The 20,896-nt window shown below is 69.5% G+C and carries 20 protein-coding genes; 8 read left to right on the top strand and 12 right to left on the bottom strand.

Annotation, left to right across the window (positions count from 1 at the left end; genetic code table 11):
* Positions 1 to 15: 15 nt before the first annotated feature.
* The 5 genes from RT309_RS00185 to RT309_RS00165 all read right to left on the bottom strand — a co-directional run bounded on the left by RT309_RS00185 (position 16) and on the right by RT309_RS00165 (position 5,549).
* Positions 16 to 1,041: an SIS domain-containing protein gene (locus RT309_RS00185; RefSeq protein ID WP_313354219.1), complete on the bottom strand. Its 1,026-nt coding sequence runs from the start codon at positions 1,039 to 1,041 to the stop codon at positions 16 to 18.
* 141 nt (positions 1,042 to 1,182) lie between these two features.
* Positions 1,183 to 2,301 (bottom strand): FAD-binding oxidoreductase, encoded by a 1,119-nt coding sequence (locus RT309_RS00180; RefSeq protein ID WP_313354276.1) that lies wholly within the window; start codon positions 2,299 to 2,301, stop codon positions 1,183 to 1,185.
* A gap of 132 nt (positions 2,302 to 2,433) precedes the next feature.
* Positions 2,434 to 4,110: an AarF/UbiB family protein gene (locus RT309_RS00175; RefSeq protein ID WP_313354217.1), complete on the bottom strand. Its 1,677-nt coding sequence runs from the start codon at positions 4,108 to 4,110 to the stop codon at positions 2,434 to 2,436.
* Between the two features lie 23 nt (positions 4,111 to 4,133).
* Positions 4,134 to 4,712, bottom strand: coding sequence for a PadR family transcriptional regulator (locus tag RT309_RS00170; RefSeq protein WP_313354215.1), 579 nt, complete (start codon positions 4,710 to 4,712; stop codon positions 4,134 to 4,136).
* Between the two features lie 93 nt (positions 4,713 to 4,805).
* Entirely contained in the window at positions 4,806 to 5,549 is a 744-nt protein-coding gene (locus tag RT309_RS00165; RefSeq protein ID WP_313354213.1) for an IclR family transcriptional regulator, read from the bottom strand.
* 154 nt (positions 5,550 to 5,703) lie between these two features.
* Here RT309_RS00165 and RT309_RS00160 point away from each other — a divergent pair, with 154 nt between their 5' ends.
* From RT309_RS00160 to RT309_RS00135, 6 genes are all read left to right on the top strand, one after another.
* On the top strand, positions 5,704 to 6,132 hold the full coding sequence (locus RT309_RS00160) for a heme-binding protein (protein ID WP_313354211.1): 429 nt from the start codon (positions 5,704 to 5,706) through the stop codon (positions 6,130 to 6,132).
* Positions 6,129 to 8,306 (top strand): malate synthase G, encoded by a 2,178-nt coding sequence (locus RT309_RS00155; RefSeq protein ID WP_313354209.1) that lies wholly within the window; start codon positions 6,129 to 6,131, stop codon positions 8,304 to 8,306. Before RT309_RS00160 ends, RT309_RS00155 begins: the two co-directional genes overlap by 4 nt.
* Before the next feature lie 395 nt (positions 8,307 to 8,701).
* Entirely contained in the window at positions 8,702 to 10,279 is a 1,578-nt protein-coding gene (locus tag RT309_RS00150) for an SDR family oxidoreductase (protein ID WP_313354207.1), read from the top strand.
* 206 nt (positions 10,280 to 10,485) lie between these two features.
* Positions 10,486 to 10,971: a DUF2975 domain-containing protein gene (locus tag RT309_RS00145; RefSeq protein ID WP_313354206.1), complete on the top strand. Its 486-nt coding sequence runs from the start codon at positions 10,486 to 10,488 to the stop codon at positions 10,969 to 10,971.
* Entirely contained in the window at positions 10,972 to 11,193 is a 222-nt protein-coding gene (locus RT309_RS00140; RefSeq protein ID WP_313354204.1) for a helix-turn-helix transcriptional regulator, read from the top strand.
* Positions 11,194 to 11,283: 90 nt separating this feature from the next.
* The gene (locus tag RT309_RS00135) at positions 11,284 to 11,493 is read left to right on the top strand and encodes a hypothetical protein (protein WP_313354202.1); all 210 of its coding nucleotides are present in this window, start codon (positions 11,284 to 11,286) and stop codon (positions 11,491 to 11,493) included.
* Positions 11,494 to 11,555: 62 nt separating this feature from the next.
* On the opposite strand, the gene RT309_RS00130 is transcribed toward RT309_RS00135, so the two are convergent.
* From RT309_RS00130 to speB, 5 genes are all read right to left on the bottom strand, one after another.
* Entirely contained in the window at positions 11,556 to 12,053 is a 498-nt protein-coding gene (locus RT309_RS00130) for a gluconokinase (protein WP_313354201.1), read from the bottom strand.
* A gap of 87 nt (positions 12,054 to 12,140) precedes the next feature.
* On the bottom strand, positions 12,141 to 12,833 hold the full coding sequence (locus tag RT309_RS00125; RefSeq protein ID WP_313354199.1) for a cyclase family protein: 693 nt from the start codon (positions 12,831 to 12,833) through the stop codon (positions 12,141 to 12,143).
* 4 nt (positions 12,834 to 12,837) lie between these two features.
* Complete coding sequence (locus tag RT309_RS00120; protein WP_313354197.1) at positions 12,838 to 14,232, bottom strand: cytosine permease; 1,395 nt, start codon at positions 14,230 to 14,232, stop codon at positions 12,838 to 12,840.
* A 50-nt stretch (positions 14,233 to 14,282) separates the two neighbouring features.
* On the bottom strand, positions 14,283 to 14,687 hold the full coding sequence (locus RT309_RS00115) for a nuclear transport factor 2 family protein (protein WP_313354195.1): 405 nt from the start codon (positions 14,685 to 14,687) through the stop codon (positions 14,283 to 14,285).
* Entirely contained in the window at positions 14,684 to 15,676 is a 993-nt protein-coding gene (gene speB / locus RT309_RS00110; protein WP_313354193.1) for an agmatinase, read from the bottom strand. Before speB ends, RT309_RS00115 begins: the two co-directional genes overlap by 4 nt.
* Positions 15,677 to 15,776: 100 nt before the next feature.
* On the opposite strand from speB, the gene RT309_RS00105 reads away from it, so the two are divergent.
* Together RT309_RS00105 and RT309_RS00100 are read left to right on the top strand one after the other, a co-directional pair.
* Positions 15,777 to 16,361: a helix-turn-helix domain-containing protein gene (locus tag RT309_RS00105; protein WP_313354192.1), complete on the top strand. Its 585-nt coding sequence runs from the start codon at positions 15,777 to 15,779 to the stop codon at positions 16,359 to 16,361.
* Positions 16,362 to 16,462: 101 nt separating this feature from the next.
* Positions 16,463 to 17,959 carry a SulP family inorganic anion transporter gene (locus RT309_RS00100; protein ID WP_313354191.1) on the top strand — a complete coding sequence of 499 codons (1,497 nt, stop codon included), beginning with the start codon at positions 16,463 to 16,465 and terminating at the stop codon, positions 17,957 to 17,959.
* A gap of 174 nt (positions 17,960 to 18,133) precedes the next feature.
* On the opposite strand, the gene RT309_RS00095 is transcribed toward RT309_RS00100, so the two are convergent.
* The gene (locus RT309_RS00095; RefSeq protein ID WP_313354189.1) at positions 18,134 to 19,477 is read right to left on the bottom strand and encodes a DUF222 domain-containing protein; all 1,344 of its coding nucleotides are present in this window, start codon (positions 19,475 to 19,477) and stop codon (positions 18,134 to 18,136) included.
* A 115-nt stretch (positions 19,478 to 19,592) separates the two neighbouring features.
* Positions 19,593 to 20,894 (bottom strand): hypothetical protein, encoded by a 1,302-nt coding sequence (locus RT309_RS00090; RefSeq protein WP_313354188.1) that lies wholly within the window; start codon positions 20,892 to 20,894, stop codon positions 19,593 to 19,595.
* Between the last annotated feature and the right edge of the window lie 2 nt (positions 20,895 to 20,896).

Below are 20,896 nucleotides of genomic sequence, written 5' to 3'. Positions count from 1 at the left end.
GCTCCCGCCCGCCGTTCAGTACGCGATCTTGTACATGTAGCGGCGCTGGGAGGTGTCGTGACCCCGTCGCGCGGCCACGTGATCGAGCACACGGCGCTCGGCACTCATGAGAGCCAGCACACTTAGGTCCGGTCGGGACTCGGCGGGGATGCCAGGCAGAGTGAATCGCGCAGTGTCGACGGCGGCGGAGTTGCGTGTCTGCTTCTCGGCGAAGCGAACGACGCGTTCGCCTAGTTCTCGGCTGGCATCCTCAGCGACGAGGGTGACCACAGTGGTGTCTTCGAGCACCATCTCGAGCGGGCCGTGGAAGAAGTCGCCGGCGTTGATGGCCGCCGAGTTCATCCAGCTCATCTCCTGGAAGTAGCACCACGCCATCATCTTGGCCATGCCGTACGCCGGTCCGCCGCCGACGATGTAGCTCAGGGGCGCGTCCGCGGCCGACAGCAGGTCGGCGACGCGCTCGCCCGCCTCGGCGACCTCGTCCTTGACGGCGCGCAGCGCGCCGGGAAGTGCCGGGATGCCGCGGCGGAGCTCTGCCGCCTTCTCCGGGGCGCCGAAGGCGTCCAGCAGCGCTGCCGCGACCTGCTCGTTGTGGACGAGCTTGGGCTCGGTGATGGAGATCGTGTCCGGGTAGTCGAGGTGAACGTCGCCGATCTGCGACAGCCCGTTCTCACCCTGGCGGGAGATGCCGGCAACGATCGCGCCGCGCTCCTTGGCGAACGTCGCTGCGGCCACCGTCTCGGGGGTGTTGCCCGAGTGCGACGCCGCGACGACGAGCGACTTCTCGTTCAGGCCGATGGGCGCACGTGAGGTCAGCTCGGCGCTGGTGATCCGCTGCGAGACGATCCCGGATGCGTAGCGGTCTAGCAGGTCGAAGGCGGGGTAGGTCCCGAAGTGCGAACCACCACATCCCACGAGGTAGACGCGCTCGACGCCGCGCTCCACGGCGCGCTCGACCAGGGAGCGGGCCTTGCCATCCTGGTCGATCGCGTGCTGGACACACGCTTCGAAGTCGTCGGGGACCGGAATCAATTCGCTCATCGCTATCGCTTTCTCTGCGTCACTTCGCCGTCCAGGCGGATGTGGAACGTTCCCACACCGATACTCTTGCCTAAATTGGGAACGGTGTCAATAGCGAGGTGTGCGGGTTTGGCGGCGGCTCTGCACCGTCCGCCGAAACCGCTAGGAGAAACGATCGATGCGGAAGGGCTGCAGCACCGGGGCGGGGCGTCCGGTCAGGAGTTCCTCGGCCACGAGCTCTCCGAGGATGAGGCCGAGCGTGGCGCCGGAATGCGTGAATAGCACCGAGAGACCGGGCACCGCCTCCACGGCGCCGACCACCGGTTCACCGTCGCCGGGGATCGGCTTGGGTCCAAGGCCGATGCGACGAACTGTGAGACGCGGAGCGCCGGCAAGCACCTTTGCTGCTTCGGCAAGCAGGCCTGTCACCGTTCCTTCCGGCACTGTGAATTCTCCGTTCCCCCCGCGGACGACGGACTCCTCGGCCCATCGGGAGTCGAGCGCCACGCCCCCGTCGGGCATCGGCCGGACGGCGACCCGCGGAGTGTTCAGCACAGTGCGCACGGGCGCGGCCAGCGGATCGGCCACGACGAGACAGGCCGGCACCGTCGCATCTGGCACCGACACACCGAGGGAGGCGAGCTGAGCAGGCGCATCGGCGCCCGTGGCGAGCACCACCCGGTCCGCGCGAACCAGACGCCCGCCATGCAGTCGAACGCCTCGCACGCCGTCTTCATCCCGCTCGACGTCAGCAGGCCCGACGCGCTCGAGCACCGTCGCGCCACCGGCGACTGCCTGCGCGAGGAGCTCCCGGATGATGTGCGGCAAGTCGATCCAGCCCTCGCCCGGATTGAAGATGGCGCCTTCCTCGTGGACGGCTTGTGCACGGACATCCGGCAGTCGAGCGGCGATCTCCGAACGGGTCACCCAGACGGTGTCGTAGCCACGTGAGCGCTCGTGCTCGAAGATGTCGCGCAGCGATTCGCCCCGGTCAGCCCACTTCAACGCTCCCTCGAAACGCAGATAGCGTTCGCTGCCTGGGCGTCGGGCCTGCCAGCTGCGGTACCGATCGATGCCGAGCATGCGCAAGGTGTGGTAGTCGCGCGAACGGATGCCGGAGGAGTTGATCCACGCCAGAGAGCGACCCGATGCTCCGTCGCCCAGAGTCCCGGCGCTCAACAGTGTCACCTTCGCACCACCGCCCACCAGATGAAGGGCGGTGGACGCTCCGAGGATGCCGCCACCGACGACGATGACATGGAGGGGGCGGGACGTGGGCATCTGGTTCCTCCGGTTTGGGCGCCGGCCCGTTCCGGCCGCGTTCGAGTGGTCAGTCTGGACGGGCACCGGTGATCTCCGCAAGTCCAAACAGGGGTCATTCCACCGCGAGACGACGCGCAGCTGCGTGGTGAGTCACGACCGAGGCGCCCGACGCTCGCGCCCGAACAGGGCGTGCAGCAGCGGCAGCACCGACACGCACATCAGCGCGACACCCCAGCCCGATGCGGGCTCGAGCAGCAGCACGCCGCCGATCAGCATCCCGCCGAACAGCACGGCCGACACCGCGCGGTACGCGACCCGGATGATGCGGTCGAGCCGCAGCTCGAGGCTCGAGATGTCGAACGTCAGCGAGCCCGAGTCGAGGCGGTCGAGCACGCCGTCGACACGGGCGGGCAGCCGCCACATCGACGACATGTTCGACATCGCCTGCGCGCCGAGGTCCTGCATGAAGTTGCCGCTCTCGTCGCGCAGCAGCTTGGTGGCGTACGGCTCGACGGGCTCCCAGATGTTGAAGGCCGGGTCGAGTGCGCTGCACATGCCCGAGGTGAGCGACACGGCGCGCAGAAGCAGCAGCAGCTTCTCGGGGAACTGCACGGGCAGCGACCGCACGGTCTCGCCGAACTCCATGCCGAACTTCTGCAGCTCGCGCGGGTCGACGTCGCGCAGCTCGTTGAAGCCCATCCCGCCGAACCGCGCGAACAGCATGCTGAGGGCGCGTTCGAGCTCGGCGGTGTTCGTCGACGGAAGCAGCACGCCGATCTGCTGCGCCGCGGCGATCATCCCCCGGCTGTCGCGGCCGGCCACGGCGATCACCAGGGTGCGCAGGCCGGCGCGGATGCCGTCGGGCACCTCCGCCATCATCCCGAAGTCGATGAACGTCAACCGCCACGAGCCGTCGGGCAGCGGGGTGACGAAGATGTTGCCGGGGTGCGGGTCGGCGTGCACGAACGAGTGCGTGAAGACCTGGTCGAGCATCACCTGCGCGAACACCTGCGCTACCTCCGCGGGGTCGATCCCGGCCGCGCGCAGGGCGGCGGTGTCGCTGATCTTGATCGCGGTGACGTCTTCGAGCGTGAGCACGCGGCGGGTGGATCGCTCCCAGACCACTGCGGGCGCGCCGACCCGGGCATCCGCGGCGAAATCCGTCGCGAAGCGCTCGGCGCTCGCCGCCTCGTGCAGGTAGTCGATCTCCTCCTGGCAGGTCTGGGCGAACTCCTCGACGAGCGCGGGCGCGTCGACGCGGGATGCCACGATGCGCACCCGCTGCGCCCAGCGCGCCACCCGGCGCAGGGCCGCGAGGTCGACCGCGACGATCCGGTCGATGCCGGGGCGCTGCACCTTCACGATCACCCGGTCGAGGCCGGTGTCGGCCGCGTCGATCGCCGAGAGGGTGGCGCGGTGCGCCTGGCCGAGGGACGCCGCTGCCACCGGCACCGGGTCGAATGTCGCGAACGCGTGCGGCAGGGGCATCCCGAGCTCCGCCTCAGCGGCCGCGCGGATGTCGTCGAACATCTCGGCGGGCACCTCGTCCTGCAGGTCGGCGAGCTCGGCGGTGATCTCGGGCGGCAGCACGTCGAGGCGCGACGACATGAACTGGCCGACCTTGATCATCAGTCCGCCGAGGTCGACGGCGAGCGCGCGGAAGCGACGGGCGAGCCGCAGCATCCGCCCCTCTCGCGTCCGGTCGGCGACGCGGGCCAGCCCGACTCGGGGCAGCACCAGCTCGAACCACCAGATCTGCACGAACGCACGCGCCGCGAAGCGCAGGATGCACCGATAGCGAGCCCGGTGCTGGGGAGTCTGCTGCAAGCCCGTGCTCCCTTCTGCGGGGGTCACCCCTCGGCGAGGATCGCGTACAGCCTACGCCGGGCGTCTTCGAGGATCTCGACGCCCTCCTTCACCTGCTCCGGCGTGCCGCTGCGACCGAGCTGCGCGGCGGCGCTGGCGAGCTCCATGCCCGCCTTCGCCAGGCCGCTGCCGTGACCGGGCGCGCGGCTGCCGCGCTGACCGGCACCCTCCCACGGCGCGGGCTTGGCGGCGAGCTCCTCCGACTCGGCGACCCCGGCCTCGGTGAGCGAGTACGTCTTGCGTCCGGCCTGCTCGTCGGCGGTGATGACGCCCTCGTCGGCGAGCAGCTGCAGGGTCGGGTAGACCGATCCGGCGCTGGGCTTCCACGCCCCGCCCGAGCGCTCGCTGATCTCGCTGATGATCTGGTAGCCGTGCATGGGGCGCTCGGCGAGCAGCGAGATGACCGCCGCGCGCACGTCTCCGCGAGCCATGCGCGAGCCGCCGGTGCGCTGCTCGAATCCGGTGCGCAGCTGCTCGACGGCCTCCCACACGCCGGCGAGCGGATTGCCCGCGCCGTTGCTGGAGCCGAAGTTGAACCCACTGGAGGGGAACGATCCGTTCATGATGACCTCCTGTTGTTGAACGATGCTCAACGATATGTCGTTGAGTGTCGTTCAGCAAGAGGTTCCGGTGCGCTCACGGCGACTTCGAAGGTCTCAGAGCCCCTGGTCGGGCGCGCCGCGCTCCGACGCGAGCACGGCCAGCTCCTCGGCTGCGGCGCGCAGCGCCCGCACGACCTCGACCACCGTCGCGTCGTTGATGCGCGCCGCCGGCCCCGAGACCGAGACGGCGGCGGGCTGGCCGATTCCCTTCACCGAGACGGCGATGCACCGCACGCCGACCTCCTGCTCGCTGTCGTCGGCGGCGAAGCCGCGTGCGCGCGCGCGACGCAGATCGGCGATGAACGCCTCTTCGTCGGTGATGGTCTGCGGCGTGAACCGGGGAAGGCCGGTGCGGGTGATCAGAGCGCGCACCTGCCGCTCGGGCATGGTCGACAGCATCGCCTTGCCCACACCGGTCGAGTGCGGCAGCACGCGCCGGCCGATCTCGGTGAACATGCGCATGCGCTGACGCGACGCCACCTGGCCCGCGTACAGCACGAGGTCGCCGTCGAGCACGGCGAAGTTCGCCGTCTCGTGGAACTGGTCTTCGAGCCGGCGCAGCAGCGGCTGAGCGGCGTCGGCGAGCGGGGGCACGGCGTGCCGGCCGAGCGTGATCAGGCTGGCGCCGAGCGCGTAGCGCCGGTCTTCGAGCTGACGCACGTAGCCGAGATGGTTGAGCGTACCGAGCAGCCGGTGCGCGGTCGGCACCGCCAACCCCGTGCGTCCGGCGATGGATGCCAGCGACGCCTCGCCTCCGGATGCCGACAGCGCCTCGAGCAGCGAGAACGCGCGCGCCACGGACTGCACCGTTCCCGCCGGCGCGGAACCGTTCGGGGTGGTTCCTCGGTCTGGGGTTTCAGCTGTTCCCACCATAAGTTCCATCATATGAAATCGGCACTCCGAAAGATGCACTGTTGCCTAATCTGGAACTGCACTTTTAGAGGGGAATGACATGACGGCTCGCCAGATCGTCGCCGTCACCTATGCCACGGCGGCACGGGCGGTCGACCTCGCAATGCAGATCGGTGCCGAGCGGGGCGTGCGTCCCGTGGTCTCTGTCGCCGACCCGTCGATGACCGTGATCGCCTTCGGCATGGCCGACGGCGCGACGCCGCACAGCGTGGAGACCAGCCGTCGCAAGGCCGCGACCGCGGCATCCACCCGTCGTCGCACCGCACTGATCCCCGAAGCGGTCGCCGTCGCGCTGCCGCTCGGCACGGGCGGCCTGCTGACGACGATTGACGGCGGACTGCCCATCTACTTCGGCGAACAGCACGCCGGCGGTCTCGGTGTCGCCGGCGGCACCCCCGCTCAAGACGCGGAGATCGCCCTGGAGACCCTGCGCCGGATCGGCGCTCGAACAGAAGGAATGGAACTATGACCTCGCACCTCAGTCGCGCCGATCTCTCGGTCGCTGCTCCCATCGTCGAGTTCGCCGAGGCGGCGCTCGCCGAGAGCGGGCGCGACATCGACGAGTTCTGGGCCGGCGCCAGTGCGATCATCCACGAACTCGGCCCCCGCAATGCAGAGCTGCTTGCGAAGCGCGACGAGCTGCAGAAGAAGATCGACGACTTCCACCGCGAGAACCCGGGCCTGCCCGACAAGGACGCCTATCGCGCCCTGCTCACCGAAATCGGCTACCTGGTGCCGGTGCCCGAGAAAGTGTCGGTGACCACCGAGAACGTCGACCCCGAGATCGCCTCGATGTCGGGCCCGCAGCTGGTGGTGCCGCTGCTGAACGCCCGCTTCGCGATCAACGCCGCGAACGCCCGCTGGGGCTCGCTCTACGACGCGCTGTACGGCACCGACGCGATCGACCAGACCGGCGAGCTGGCCCCCAGCAAGGAGTTCAACTACACCCGCGCCGCCGCGGTCGTCGAGCGCGGCCGTGAGCTGCTCGACCAGATCGCCCCGCTCACCGAGGGCTCGCACCGCGACGCCACCGGGTACGCCGTCGACGCCGGCGGCCTGATCGTGCGCACCGAGGGCGGCGACCGCCGCCTGGCCGACCCGGCCGGCTTCGCGGGCTACACCGGTGAGGCGGATGCTCCGACCGCGGTGCTGCTCGTGCACCACGGCCTGCACGCCGAGATCGTCATCGACCGCTCGGGCCGCATCGGCACGACGGATGCCGCGGGCGTGCAGGACATCGTCCTCGAGTCGGCCATCACGACGATCCTCGACCTGGAGGACTCGGTCGCGGCGGTCGACGGCGACGACAAGGCCCTGGGCTACCGCAACTGGCGCGGGTTCATGGACGGCTCGATCAGCGAGTCGGTCACCAAGAACGGCCGCACCTTCACCCGCGTGCCGAACGCCGACCGCGTCTACCGCACGGCCGACGGCGGCGAGCTGACCCTGCCCGGTCGCGCGGTGCTGTTCATCCGCAACGTCGGCCACCTCATGCGCACCCCGGCCGTGCTCGACCGCAACGGCGAGGAGGTGTTCGAGGGCATCCTCGACGCCATCATGACCTCGCTCGGCTCGCTGCCCGAGCTCGAGGGCCCGAACAAGGGCACCAACTCGCGCACCGGGTCGATGTACATCGTCAAGCCGAAGATGCACGGCCCCGAAGAGGTCGCCTTCGCCGCCGAGCTGTTCGGCCGCGCCGAGCAGCTGCTGGGCCTGCCGGCGCGCACGATGAAGATCGGCATCATGGACGAGGAGCGCCGCACCTCGGCGAACCTCAAGGCGGCCATCGCCGCGGCATCCGACCGCGTCGTGTTCATCAACACCGGCTTCCTCGACCGCACCGGCGACGAGATCCACACCTCGCTGCACGCCGGGCCCTTCCTGCCGAAGGCGCTGATCAAGCAGCAGCCGTTCATGACGGCGTACGAAGACCGCAACGTCTCGATCGGCCTGCAGTGCGGGCTCGACGGGCACGCGCAGATCGGCAAGGGCATGTGGGCCGAGCCCGACCTCATGCGCGCGATGCTCGAGAAGAAGATCGCGCACCCGCAGTCGGGGGCATCCACGGCCTGGGTGCCCTCCCCGACCGCCGGCACCCTGCACGCCCTGCACTACCACCAGGTCGACGCGATGGCGGTGCGCGAGACCCTCACCCCCACCGGAGACGACGCGCTGGATGCGCTGCTGACTCCGCCGCTCGCCGCCGACGGCGACCTGACGCCCGAGGTCGTGGTGCAGGAGATCGACAACAACGTGCAGTCGATCCTCGGGTACGTGGTGCGCTGGATCGACCAGGGCATCGGCGTCTCGAAGGTGCCCGACATCCACGACGTGGGCCTCATGGAAGACCGCGCGACCCTGCGCATCTCGAGCCAGCTGCTCGCGAACTGGCTGACGCACGGCGTGATCACCGAAGCGCAGATCGACGACAGCCTGCGCCGCCTGGCCGTCGTGGTCGACGAGCAGAACGCGGGCGATCCGAACTACGAGAAGCTCTCATACGCCGAGGGCGACCAGCCGGGGATCGCGTTCACCGCCGCCCGTCGCCTGATCGTCGAGGGAGCCGCGCAGCCCAGCGGATACACCGAGCCGCTGCTGCACGGCCTGCGCCGCGAGAAGAAGGCCGAGCAGGCGTCGGCCTGATCAGGTTTCGCCGTGCCCGAGGTAGGCGAACACACCAGCGTCGGTGATCCCGGCCCGGATTGCTCCTACCTCGGCTTGTTCTCCTACGCCGGGTGAGGCGGCCGGGCGCGGGTGAGTCGGCTGCGGATGAGTCGGCTCACGCGCATTCCGGATGCTCGGCGAGGCCGCCACGCCTGATGTCCGCCGCACGGAGGTAGGCGAACACACCAGCGTCGGTGATTCAGGCCCGAATTGCTCCTACCTCGGCCTGTTCGCCTACCCCGGCAGACCGGCATCCCCGGCAGAGAGGCCCCCCAGCCGAGCGACATCCCCGGCCGAGCGACACCGGATGCCAGACGCGGCCGCCCGCGTCAACCCTTCTGTCGTCGCGCGACCGCGAGTCGTACTCTCGTCTCATGAGCGAGCTCACCGCCCCGACCGGGCGCGAACCGGCGCTGCGCGCCATTCCCCGTGACGACGGCTCGGCACCCCGGGTGCTGGTGTTCGGCGCGACCGGATACATCGGCGGGCGGCTCACCCCGCGGCTGCTCAACGCCGGATACCGGGTGCGTGTGCTGGCCCGCGATGCGGCGCGCGCGCAGTCGTTCTCGTGGGGACGCGACGTCGAGATCGTCGAGGGCGAGGCGCAGGATCGCGACACCGTGGCCGCAGCCATGCGCGATGTCGACGTCGTCTACTACCTCGTGCACTCGATGACCGGCGGCAAGGACTTCGAAGAGAAGGACACGGCGGCCGCCGAGTCGGTGGCGGATGCCGCGGCCGCGGCCGGCGCGAGCCGGATCGTGTACCTCGGCGGGCTGCATCCGGACGATGCCGAGCTCTCGCCGCACCTGCGCTCGCGGGTGCGGGTGGGCGAGATCTTCCTCGAGTCCGGCGTGCCGACGCTGGTGCTGCAGGCCGGTGTCGTGATCGGGTCGGGTTCGGCGTCGTTCGAGATGATCCGGCACCTGACCGACGTGCTGCCCTACATGCCCGCGCCGAAGTGGGTGCGCAACCACATTCAGCCGATCGCGATCCGTGACGTGCTGCACTACCTGCTGGGCGCGGCGCGCGTCGACGCGTCGGTGAACACGGCGGTCGACGTCGGCGGTCCCGACGTGCTGCGGTACGGCCAGATGATGAACGGATACGCCCTCGAGGCGGGGCTGCGGCAGCGCGCGATCGCGTCGCTGCCCGTGCTGACTCCGCGACTGGCCTCGCACTGGGTCAACCTCGTCACGCCGGTGCCGCGGTCGATCGCGCGGCCGCTGGTCGAGTCGCTGCAGAACGAGTGCGTGATGAAGAACCACATGATCGACGAGCTGATCCCCCGGCCCGAGGGCGGCCTGACCCCGTACCGGCGGGCGGTCGCGATGGCTCTGGGCCGGGTGGATGCCGACGGCGTCGAGACCAGCTGGCAGGATGCCGAGGTCTCGGGGGCGCCGAGCGACCCGCTGCCGAGCGACCCGGATTGGGCCGGACGCACGGTGTTCACCGACAACAGGTCGGTGCACACGACCGCGCCGGTGACGGAGGTGTGGCGCGTGATCACGGGGATCGGCGGCGAGAACGGCTGGTATTCGTCGCGGTTCCTGTGGGCCGTGCGCGGGGTCATGGATCGCGTGATGGGCGGAGTCGGGCTGCGCCGGGGCCGGCGCAGCCGCTCGACCGTGCGCCCGGGCGACGCCGTCGACTTCTGGCGCGTCGAGGCCGTGGAGGAGCCGCTCGTACTCGAGTCGGGTGACGGCTCTCGGGGAGGTCTGCTGCGGCTGCGGGCCGAGATGATCGTGCCGGGTTCGGCCTGGCTGGAGCTGCGGGCAGTTCCGGATGCCGACGGCACCCGCTACGAGCAACGCGCCGTCTTCTTCCCGCGGGGCCTGCTCGGCCGGTTGTACTGGCTTGCAGTGCTGCCGTTCCACGGCTTCATCTTCACCGGCATGGCCGCGCGCATCACCGCCGCGGCCGAGCGCGGCAGCGCAGTTCCCGTCGACTGAGCCCCCGTCGCCGGCGACCTCACTGCGGCGCGAGCGTAGGCGAACACACGAGCGCAGGAGATTTCCACCGGGATTGCTCCGTCCTCCGCGTGTTCGCCTACCTCCGCGACGGCACGCCCCGAAACGCCACCCACCACAACACACACCCCTGGCGCCAGCGAACGATTAACGATAGATTTTCATCGTCAATCAACGAGAGGCGACCCATGCGACACGGAACAATCCTCCTACTGAAGGTCGTGATCGCGCTCGCGCTCGCGGGCTCGGTTGTCGTGCAGGTGATGATCCTCCCGGCGGTCTGGCGTGACCTCGAAGGCGAGGCTCTCTGGGGGCGCATCACGCTCGTGAGCATCGCGGCACTCGGCGTCCTGACGATGCAGGTCTTCGCGGTCTGCGTCTGGATGCTGCTCACGCGCGTGCGTCGCGGCTCGATCTTCAAGGCATCGTCGTTCCGGCCCGTCGATGTGATCATCGGCGCGATCACGACGGCAGCGGCACTCGCGTTCGCCCTGGCTGCGCTGCTGGCTCCGGGAGAGGTGGCGCCCGGAGCGGTCGGCCTGATCGGAGGTGCGGGGCTGGTGCTCGCCGGATTCGCGCTGCTGGTCGTCGTGATGAAGGCCCTGCTGCGCCAGGCGATCGAGCGCGAAGACGAGGCGCGCACCCTGCGCGACGAACTGGGCGAGGTGATCTGAGTGCCCGTCGTCGTCGACATCGACGTGATGCTCGCCCGGCGCAAGATGGGCGTCGGCGAGCTCGCCGAGCGCATCGGCATCACGCCGACCAACCTCGCGGTGCTCAAGAACGGTCGCGCGAAGGCGGTGCGCTTCACCACGCTGGATGCCCTGTGCCAGGCGCTCGAGTGCCAACCCGGCGACCTGCTGCGCTGGGAACCCGATGAGGGTTTCGACCGCTGACCGCCGCATCGGACGCGAGGTTTGTCAACGGGCATCCGCGAGCCATCCCCGGATGACAGGCTGTACCCCCACCGACAGACGGGAGCCACGATGTCCGACCCCACGCCTTTTCCCACCGACCCGATGAAGGCCGAGGACACCGACCCCGACCTGAGCAAGGATGACGATTCGCGCCAGGCCTCCGGGGCCGCAGATGAAGACCGCCCCGACGACCGCGCGCCCACTCACGACGAGCAGATGCGCGACCGCATGGCGGCAGAGCAGCAGGACTTCGGTCAGAAGTACACGAACATCGACTGACGGGTCGCGCAGCACGCTCACCGACGGCAAGCGAGAGCTCTTCCGAACACGGAAGGCCGACGTCACAGCCGCTCGAGGATCTCCGCGACGATGTCGTCCGGTGCCGAATCGGTCGAGACGACGATGCCGTTCTCGTCGGGTTCCAGGCGCTCGAGCGTCGCGAGCTGCGATGCCAGCAGCGAGACGGGCATGAACTCGTGCGAGCGCGCCGCGGCCCGCTCGGCGAGCAGCGCGTCGGGTCCGTCGAGATGAACGAAGCGGATGCCCGGAGCCGCCGCACGCAGCCGGTCTCGGTACGCCCTGCGCAGCGCACTGCAGGCGACCACGAGACCACTGTCGACGGCTTCCGCGAAGCGCCGCCCGATGGCGTCCAGCCAGGGCCAGCGGTCATCGTCGGTGAGCGGCACGCCGGCAGTCATCTTCGCGGTGTTCTCGGCGGGATGCAGCGAGTCGCCGTCGAGGAACGGCACGCTCAGATGCTGGGCGAGCCGCTCGCCGACGGTCGACTTGCCGCAGGCAGAGACGCCCATGACGCAGATCAGCGGATGCTGCTCATTCACCGCTCGTGCACCTCGTTCACCAGTCGTGCACCGTGCCGCCGTGCCGAGCATCCGGACATCGTCTGAAAGGTGATCACGTAGACCCACCTAATCGGCGTCGTGGAGCGATGTCAACTGATCGACGATGCTGCCAGAGCCCCCACCGTCGATGAACGCCACCGCGCGCACCGGGGCGCCGTCGCCCTGCAGCTTGAACGGGAAGAAGCCCACCTGAACGTGCGCGGCGAGGTCGGCGAGGCCGCAGATGTTCTCGACGATCAGGCCGTCGCCGCCGAGCACGATCTCGTGCACGGGGAACTCGGCGGAGTCGCCGCCGGTCTCGTCGGGGCTGAGGGTGTCGACGGCGAGCACGCGCATGCCGCGTCGCCACAGCTCAGCTGCGGCATCCGGGTGCAGATGCGGATGCCGGGTGGCGCGGTCTTCGCCGAACCACTGCGCCCAGCCGGTGTCGATGATGACGATGGCGGGCACGGCTGCGGGGATCTCCCCCGCCGCCTCGAGGTCGTCCCAGCCGTAGCACTGCCGGTCCGCCAGGCCGCGCGGCCGCAGCACGAGCGCATCGCCGACCAGCTCGTCGAGGCGCACGTCGGCCATGGTGCGGCCACCGGCGACGGTGTGCGCCGGCGCGTCGATGTGGGTGCCGGTGTGCGATCCCATGTCGACCCGCTCGACATGCACCCCGTCGCGCTCCACGGTCAGCGCCGGAGTGATCTCCACGTGCGGGTCGCCCGGGTAGACCATCATGCCGTCGCGGATGGGATGGCTCAGGTCGCGCAGCATCCGCTCACACCTTCCCGGCCGGCTCGGACGCGTCGACGGCGTCGGCGAGATTCCCGACGGGAGTGCCTCGCTCGGTCACCCGCGTCGGCCACGACACGAGCAGGTACAGCGCGAACGTGATCACGAACGCCGGGGCGGTCGAGCCGAACGGCAGCGGGAAGACGTACGCCCACACGTAGGCGAGCACGGCGCCGACCACCCATGCGCCGACGGCCAGCCAGTTGACGCCGCCGCGGTACCAGTAGCGTCCGCCACGCGTGCCGAGGATGTCGCGATCGTACGAGGCGCGCTTGATCACGTAGTAGTCGACGATCATGATCGCGAAGATCGGCGCGAACAGCGCGCCGATGGTCACCAGGAACGTCGTGAACTGGTCGAGCAGGCCGAAGAAGGTCGCGCCGATGATCGAGAGGATGCCGACCACGAGGGCCGTGGGCAGGAAGCGCAGGCGCGTGCCGGGCACGGCGTTGACGACGGTGGTCACCATGCCGTAGACGACCATCGTGTTGGTGGCCATCACCGACAGGAAGATCGCGACGCCGAAGATCCAGCCGAAGGGCTCGATGATGGTCACCGGGTCGAACGGCACCGCCTCGCCGCCGTTCAGGATGACGTACGCCATCGCGGTGGCGCCGAGCGACATCGAGATGATGGTCGACAGCGTGTAGCCGACGCCCGCGCCGACCACGCTGGCGCGGTTGCTGCGCCCGAGGCGGTTGATGTCGGCCGACAGCACCGTCCACGAGATGGCCGTGGCGAGCACGACGTCGAAGACGAGGCCGGAGGTGTAGAACGGGGCATCCGGAGCGGCGATCGAGGTGAACTCGGCCGGGCTGAACGTCGTGAACGCGGTGACGAAGATGTAGGCCGCGATGGCGAGGATGATCACGGCGAACCACGGCTCGACGCGGGCGACGCCGGCGTGGCCGAAGATCGCGAGGATCACGACGATCGTCTGGCAGAGCACGGCGAAGACGACCGGGTTCGAGAAGCCGGTGAAGGTCATCACGACGTAGTCGAGCGCGATGCCGGCGAGCATCGCCTGCACCCAGCTCCACCCCATGAGGATGACGACGTTCGCGGCGACGGGCAGCAGGCTGCCGCGGGTGCCGAACGGCCCGCGCGTGAGCGCCATGGTGGGCAGCCCGGTGCGGCGCCCGATGGTGCCGACCGCGACGAGCACGGCAGCACCCGCGACGGTGCCGCCGACGATGAGCAGCAGCACGATGCCGTAGGGCACGTCGGGTACGAACAGGGTGCCGGTCAGCAGGGTGGTGACCACGAGGTTCGCGGCCAGCCAGATCATCAGCAGGCGCCCGGTGGCGTAGGTTCCGCGAATGGGGCCGGCGTCGTCGGACTGCGCCTGCAGTCGCTGCTCGAGACGGGAGTAGAGGGACATCGGAAAGCTCCTTCGCTTCGCGATCGTGCGCTCGCGCGCAGGGTGAGGGGTCAGGGCGTCTCGGTGGAGGTGACGGGTGAGAGGTGCTCGTGCACGGCGATGAGCCGGTCACCGTGCAGCGCGAAGACGATGGTCTCGCGCTCGCGGTACGAGTCGTCGCCGTCGGCGGTGTGCACCGTCGTGTCGACGGTGTGCGTGAAGATGCCGCCTCCGTCGAACACCTGCACGCGGCTGTCGCTGGATGCGCACGAGAGCACGCTCCAGCCGCTCTCGAGCCACTGCGCCCACAGGTGCTCGTAGGCGGCGCGGCTGTCGAGGCGGGCGGGCTCGGTGTGGAAGACGAAGGAGGCATCCGGCGCGAACGCGTCGAAGTACCGCGCGGTGTCGGTCGCCGCGAAGGCGTCGACGATGGCGGCGGCGGCATCGGCCACCGCGTTCGGGTCGGGAGTGGTCATGCTCGGTCTCCTTCGGGGGTGCGGATGCCGGTGGGCCGAGGCGCCATGGCGCTGAGCAGCTCGTAGACGACGTGGCTGGCCGCGACGGCGGTGAGCTGGGCGTGATCGTAGGCGGGGGCGACCTCGACGACGTCGGCGCCGACGATGCGGAACCCGGCGAGGGCGCGCAGCATGCGCAGCAGCTCGCGGCTGGTCATGCCGCCCGCCTCGGGGGTGCCGGTGCCGGGGGCGTGCGCGGGGTCGAGCACGTCGATGTCGATGGAGATGTAGAGCGCCTTGTCGCCGATGCGTGCGTGCATCCGCTCTATCGCGGATGCCACGCCGTGCGTCTCGAGGTATTCGCTCGTGATGACGGCGAAGCCGAGGCGCTCGTCGTCTTCGAGGTCGCTCTTGTCGTACAGCGGGCCGCGGATGCCGACGTGCATGCTCGCGGTCATGTCGATGAGCCCCTCCTCCGAGGCGCGCCGGAACGGCGTGCCGTGGGTGGTGGGGGCGCCGAAGTAGGTGTCCCACGTGTCGAGGTGCGCGTCGAAGTGCAGCACCGCGACTGGGCCGTGCACCGAGGCGACCTCGCGCAGCAGCGGCAGCGCGATGGTGTGGTCTCCGCCGATGATGACGAGGCGGTCGGCGTTGGCTCGGAGGGCCCGCGCGCCGGCCTCGATCTCGGCGACGGCGGCGGAGATGTCGAACGGGTTCGCCACGATGTCGCCGGCGTCGGCGACCTGCTGGGCGGCGAAGGGCGAGACGTCCTGCGCGGGGTTGTACGGCCGCAGCAGACGCGAGGCCTCGCGCACGTGCGACGGGCCGAAGCGGGCGCCGGGGCGGTAGCTGACGCCGCTGTCGAACGGGATGCCGGCGACGGCGACCTCGGCCCGCTCGACCTCGTCGAGGCGGGGGAAGGTGGCGATACCGGCGAAGCGCGGCACGACGCTGGCGTCGACCGGGCCGCGCGGGGTGAGTTCGTTCTCACCGGAAACTGGATGTTGCATATTTGACAACCTTTGGTACGTTGGAGGCAACCTTTGAGTGACCATACGCGCGTCGTACGGCGTGCGTCAAGAGCACGCCGGCCTGTTTCGAGGAGCATCCATGCGCGCCATCCATCCGCACGCCGATGCGGTGACCACACCGATCGGCGCGAAGCTGCGCGCGGCGCGCACGAGTCAGGGCATGTCGCTCAGTCAGCTGGCGGCCACCAGCGGGCTGTCGAAGGGCTTCCTCAGCCGGGTGGAGCGCGATGAGACATCGCCCAGCGTCTCGACGCTGGTGCAGCTGTGCCAGGTGCTCTCGCTGCCGGTGGGGGCCCTGTTCACCGAGCCCGAGATCCAGCACGTCACCTTCGCCGACGCCCCGCGGATCAACCTCGGCGGCATGCACGCCGACGAGCGCCTGCTCTCGCCGCGCAGCGAGGAGCGGGTGCAGCTGCTGCGCTCGGAGCTCGAGCCGCACGCGCACGGCGGGTCGGAGCTGTACACGATCAACTGCGACGTCGAGGTGCTGCACGTCATCGCCGGCGAGGTGACCGTGCGCTTCGCCGACCGCTCCGTCGTGCTCGGCGCCGGCGACGCGCTCACCTTTCCGGGCCGCCAGCCCCACACGTGGGAGGTCACCGGCGGTGCGCCCGCGAGCGTGGCCTGGGTGATCGTGCCGGCACCCTGGAGCGGGTCGGCCTGAGCGCCGCCGGGCGGGGGAACACCGTGCGGCGCCCGACCAGGGCATCCGCTCTACTCTTGAACGTCTGCCTCATCCCCTCTCGAGGCGCACTCAGGAGCCGCATGTCCACCGCATCCGTCGATGACCCCGCCCGCTACCGGCCGAACCCGTCGGTGCTGACCGCGCTGAAGAGTCCGCGGATGCTGACCCGCGAGGTGCTCGCCGGACTCGTGGTGGGGCTGGCCCTGATCCCCGAGGCGATCGCGTTCTCGGTGATCGCCGGGGTCGATCCGAAGGTGGGGCTGTTCTCGTCGTTCATCATGGCGGTATCGATCGCGTTCCTCGGCGGCCGACCGGCGATGGTGACGGCCGCGACCGGCGCCGTGGCGCTGGTCATCGCGCCGGTGGCGCCGACGTACGGCATCGACTACTTCATCGCGACGGTGATCCTCGCCGGGGTGTTCCAGGTGCTCCTCGGGGTGCTGGGTGTGGCGAAGCTGATGCGGTTCATCCCGCGCAGCGTGATGGTCGGGTTCGTGAACTCGCTGGCGATCTTCGTGTTCAGCTCGCAGTTCCCGCAGCTGATCGACGTGCCGTGGCTGGTGTATCCGCTGGTCGCGCTGGGCATCGCGGTGATGATCGTGATGCCGCGCATCACCAGGGTGGTCCCCGCCCCGCTCGTCTCGGTGGTGATCGTGACTGGGGTCGTGCTCGCCTTCGAGATCGCGGTGCCGACCGTTGGCGATCAGGGCGAGCTGCCGCGCAGCCTGCCGTCGCTGTTCATCCCGAATGTGCCGCTGACGTGGGAGACGTTCACGATCATCGCGCCGTTCGCACTCGCCGTCGCGCTGGTCGGGCTGATGGAGTCGCTGCTCACCGCGAAGCTGGTCGACGAGATCACCGACACCCACTCGCGCAAGGGCCGCGAGGCGTGGGCGCAGGGCGTCGCGAACATCCTGTCTGGCGCGTTCGGCGGCATGGGCGGATGCGCGGTGATCGGCCAGACGATGATCAACGCGAAGGAGTCGGGCGCGCGCACCCGCATCTCGACGTTCTGCGCCGGTGTCTTCCTGTTCCTGCTGGTGGTCGTGTTCGGCGACTTCGTCGCGACGATCCCGATGGCGGCGCTGGTCGCGGTGATGATCATGGTCGCGATCGGCGCCTTCGACTGGCACAGCGTGCGCCCGTCGACTCTGAAGCGGATGCCCAAGAGCGAAACCTTCGTGATGGTCTCGACCGTCGTGCTCGTGCTGCTGACGCACAACCTCGCCGTCGGCGTGGTCGGCGGTGTGCTCGTCGCGTCGGTGCTGTTCGTGCGGCGCGTGGCGCACCTCGTCGACGTGACGCGCTCGGTGTCGGACGGTGTCGCCCGGTACGTCGTGACCGGCGAGCTATTCTTCGCGTCGAGCAACGACCTGACGACACTGTTCTCTTATGGTGCCGACCCTTCTCGCGTGGTGATCGACCTGTCGCGGTCGCACGTGTGGGACGCGTCGACCGTCGCCGCGCTGGATGCCATCGAGACGAAGTACGCGGCGTACGGGAAGACCGTCGAGATCGTGGGGATGAACGACGCGAGCGGGGTGTTTCACGGGCGCTTGAGCGGCGGGTTCGAGTAGGGAAGAACTCACGCCTGCACGAACGCCACCGCCCGCACCGGCGCGCCGTCGCCCAGCAACGCCTGGCCCCTCCTGACGCGCTGAGCGTGCCGAAGTACCCCTAGCCCCACATGCGGCAGGCACCACAGCTAGCGGATGCGCCGTGACCGCGCGGACGATTGCCGACGCGCAGGATCAGGCTGCGATGTCGAATCGTGCTCGGCCACCCCGGCGCGGCGCGCGGGCAGGGTCGACGTGTGGTGGTGGCACGAACCAGACAGTGTTGCCGCGGCCGGGTGGGTCGATGCGGATGTTCCACCCGTTGTCGTGGATGCGATGATGACAGGTCTCGCAGAGCAAGACTCCATTCGCCAGGTCGGTCGGTCCGGCGTCGCGTTGCCACCATCGAATGTGATGCGCCTTGGCCATGCTGGGCGGCAGCCCGCACATGGCGCATCCGCCGTCGCGTTCGGCGAGAGCGAGACGCTGGGTCGGGGTGAACAGTCGTCGCCTACGCCCCCAGTCGAGCACTTCACTGTCTCCGCCGAGAACGCACGGGATGATCCCGCCGTCGGCGGCCATGCGGCGTGCGGCGCTGATGCTGATCGGCTGATCGATCCCGTCGATCGTCGCCGAACCGGTGCCCGCCTGAAGGTCCTGCAGAGTCATCCGCACCACCACCGTCGCCCCTGCGAGCGCGGGCGTCTGCGCGGTGCAGCCGAGCATGTGTGATCCGAACAGGCTCAGAGCGTCGGCCTGCAGCATCGGGACGGTACGGCGATCGGCATCCGGCGCCTCGGGATCCGGTGCATTCTGTCGGGCCGCGAATGCGGCGGTGACGTATCCGCGGATCGCGGTGATCACCGGGGCGGCACTCTCGGGGTCGAGCAGCGCGTTCAGGTGAACCATCCCGTCGCGCTCGAACATCGTCAGTGACCGCTTGGCGCGCTGCTCTTCCGCGCGCGGCTCCACTCCGTCAGGGTCCAGCCACGCCTCGGCACGGACGATCAGCTTGCGCACGTCGTCCAGAGACAGCCCGACGGCGACCTCGGTGAGGATCCGCTCGCCCTCGCTCGTCCGCTCAGGCCCTGCCGCGATGCGGCACCGATCGAGCAGGCTGATGATGAGCCCGGCCACCTGCGAACTGACTGCACCGTCAGACAGCGCCTGCCGCACCAGGGGATAGCGCGCAGGAAGCCGATCACCGAGCAGATCCGCCCGGGGAGCCGTCGCCTCCCCGACCTTTATGAGGCGAATCGCATCCCCCGTCGAGACGCCCGTAGTCGCGGCGATGAGTTTCGCCGGCGTGCGATACCCCTGCTGCTTGGCCAGGCTGTCCGCTCCGAGCTCAGGACGCGACTCGCGAGAGATCCCCGCGGCGACGTCGGCGTGCACGGCATCCAGTCGACGCTTCACCATCCCGATAGCGCTGTCGATCGCGATCAACTGCTCACGGGTCAGGTCCGCTGCGTCTTCCGCATCGCCCCAGGATCGATCGAGCGACGACATCGCTTCGATCAATGGCGTGAGCTTCGACATGCATTAATAGTACGTGTGTTCGATACACGTGTCAACACTTCCTCGAAACTTTGTTCTATGAGGTTTGGGCCACTCGCCCCGGGCGTGGTGCTCCGCAGCCCACTGCTCCCAACGCTCAGCCGCGCTGCAATGCGGCGCGCGCCACCGCCCGGATGTGCGGCGTCACGAGGCCGAAGGCACCGGGAGCCGACAGCGCGAGCAGTCCGTCGGTGAGCTCGCGGAGCACGCGATCCGATTCACCCCGATCGAATCCCGCGCGGGAACGGCCGGAGTCGTACCAGTCGCCGTACTCGTCGTAGCTTCTCGTGTCACGCGCCGCGTGCGCCTGCTCGAGGTATCCGGCGAGCTCGTCGTACGACGCGGCGGATCCATCGGCGACTGCGAGCAGAGCCGCGGCGCGAGAGAAGCGGCTCGAGTCGTACGAGTACGAGTACGTTCGCGCACCGTCCGCAATCGCGCTGACGACCCGCGGTAAGGCCTTGACCGGATCGGCCATCAGCTGCTTCCCGAGTGCGGTGACCACGACCCGTCCTTTCAGCCGCCGGATGAGCCCCGCACGCCGCGCGAACGAGCTGAGCAGATCCGCCGCAGCATCGGCATCCCACTCCACGCCGGCGACGACCCTGTCGACCACGCCGGTCGGCAGCCACCCGCTGGTGGCGTCCTGGTCGGTGCCGTCGGGCCCGACCGCGTCGATCAGGGCGCGAAGCGCGTGGGTCGCCTGTCGCACCGCGTCGACGTCCAGCCGGTTCGCGTCGAGCATCTCGGTGGCGTTCAGATGAGCCCGAAGGGCGAGCCGCCGAACCGGGGTCAGCGGTGCGAGCAGATCAGCGGTCAGCGAGTGGGCGGGGATGCCGTCGGGAATGGTGCGCAGAGTCCCCGAGCGGACGAACGGCAAGACGATGCCGAAGCGACGGACGAGCTCGCGGTTGGCCTGATCCAGATCCAGCGGCTGCGCGCTCGTCTGCCAGTCCTTCGAGGGCCGCAGCGAACTGTCGATGCCGGCACCCACGATCGACACACTCGCGTCTCCCGCCTGCGGGTCGGGCGCGCGATCAACGGTGATGTCGACATCGTACGGAAACGACGGCACCCGCACCGCCGCCTCCGCCAGCGCGGTTGGCTTGTCGAAGAAGTCGTCATCCGCGTAGCGCACGGGACGGGCCGCGAACGGTATCTGCCACTCGTCTCGAACCACCCAGTTCTCGCCGCAGTAGACGTCCGGGTGGCGATACCCGAGTGCTTCGATGTCGTCATCACACGCTTCGACGCCGATGCTGAGCAGGTAGGTCTCCCACAGCCATGTCTCAGGCGAGTGCTTCGGGAGCTCGATCGTTCTGTCCCACTCCGGGCGACCCGCAACCGACACCTCGACGCGCACGGCCGACGGAACGAACAGGTGCTCGCGATAGTTCATGC

This window comes from Microbacterium sp., assembly GCF_032084865.1.
In the GTDB taxonomy this organism is placed as follows: Bacteria; Actinomycetota; Actinomycetes; order Actinomycetales; family Microbacteriaceae; genus Microbacterium.
The sequence above is the reverse complement of the archived record's forward strand: the minus strand, read 5'-3'. Positions and strand labels throughout refer to the sequence as shown.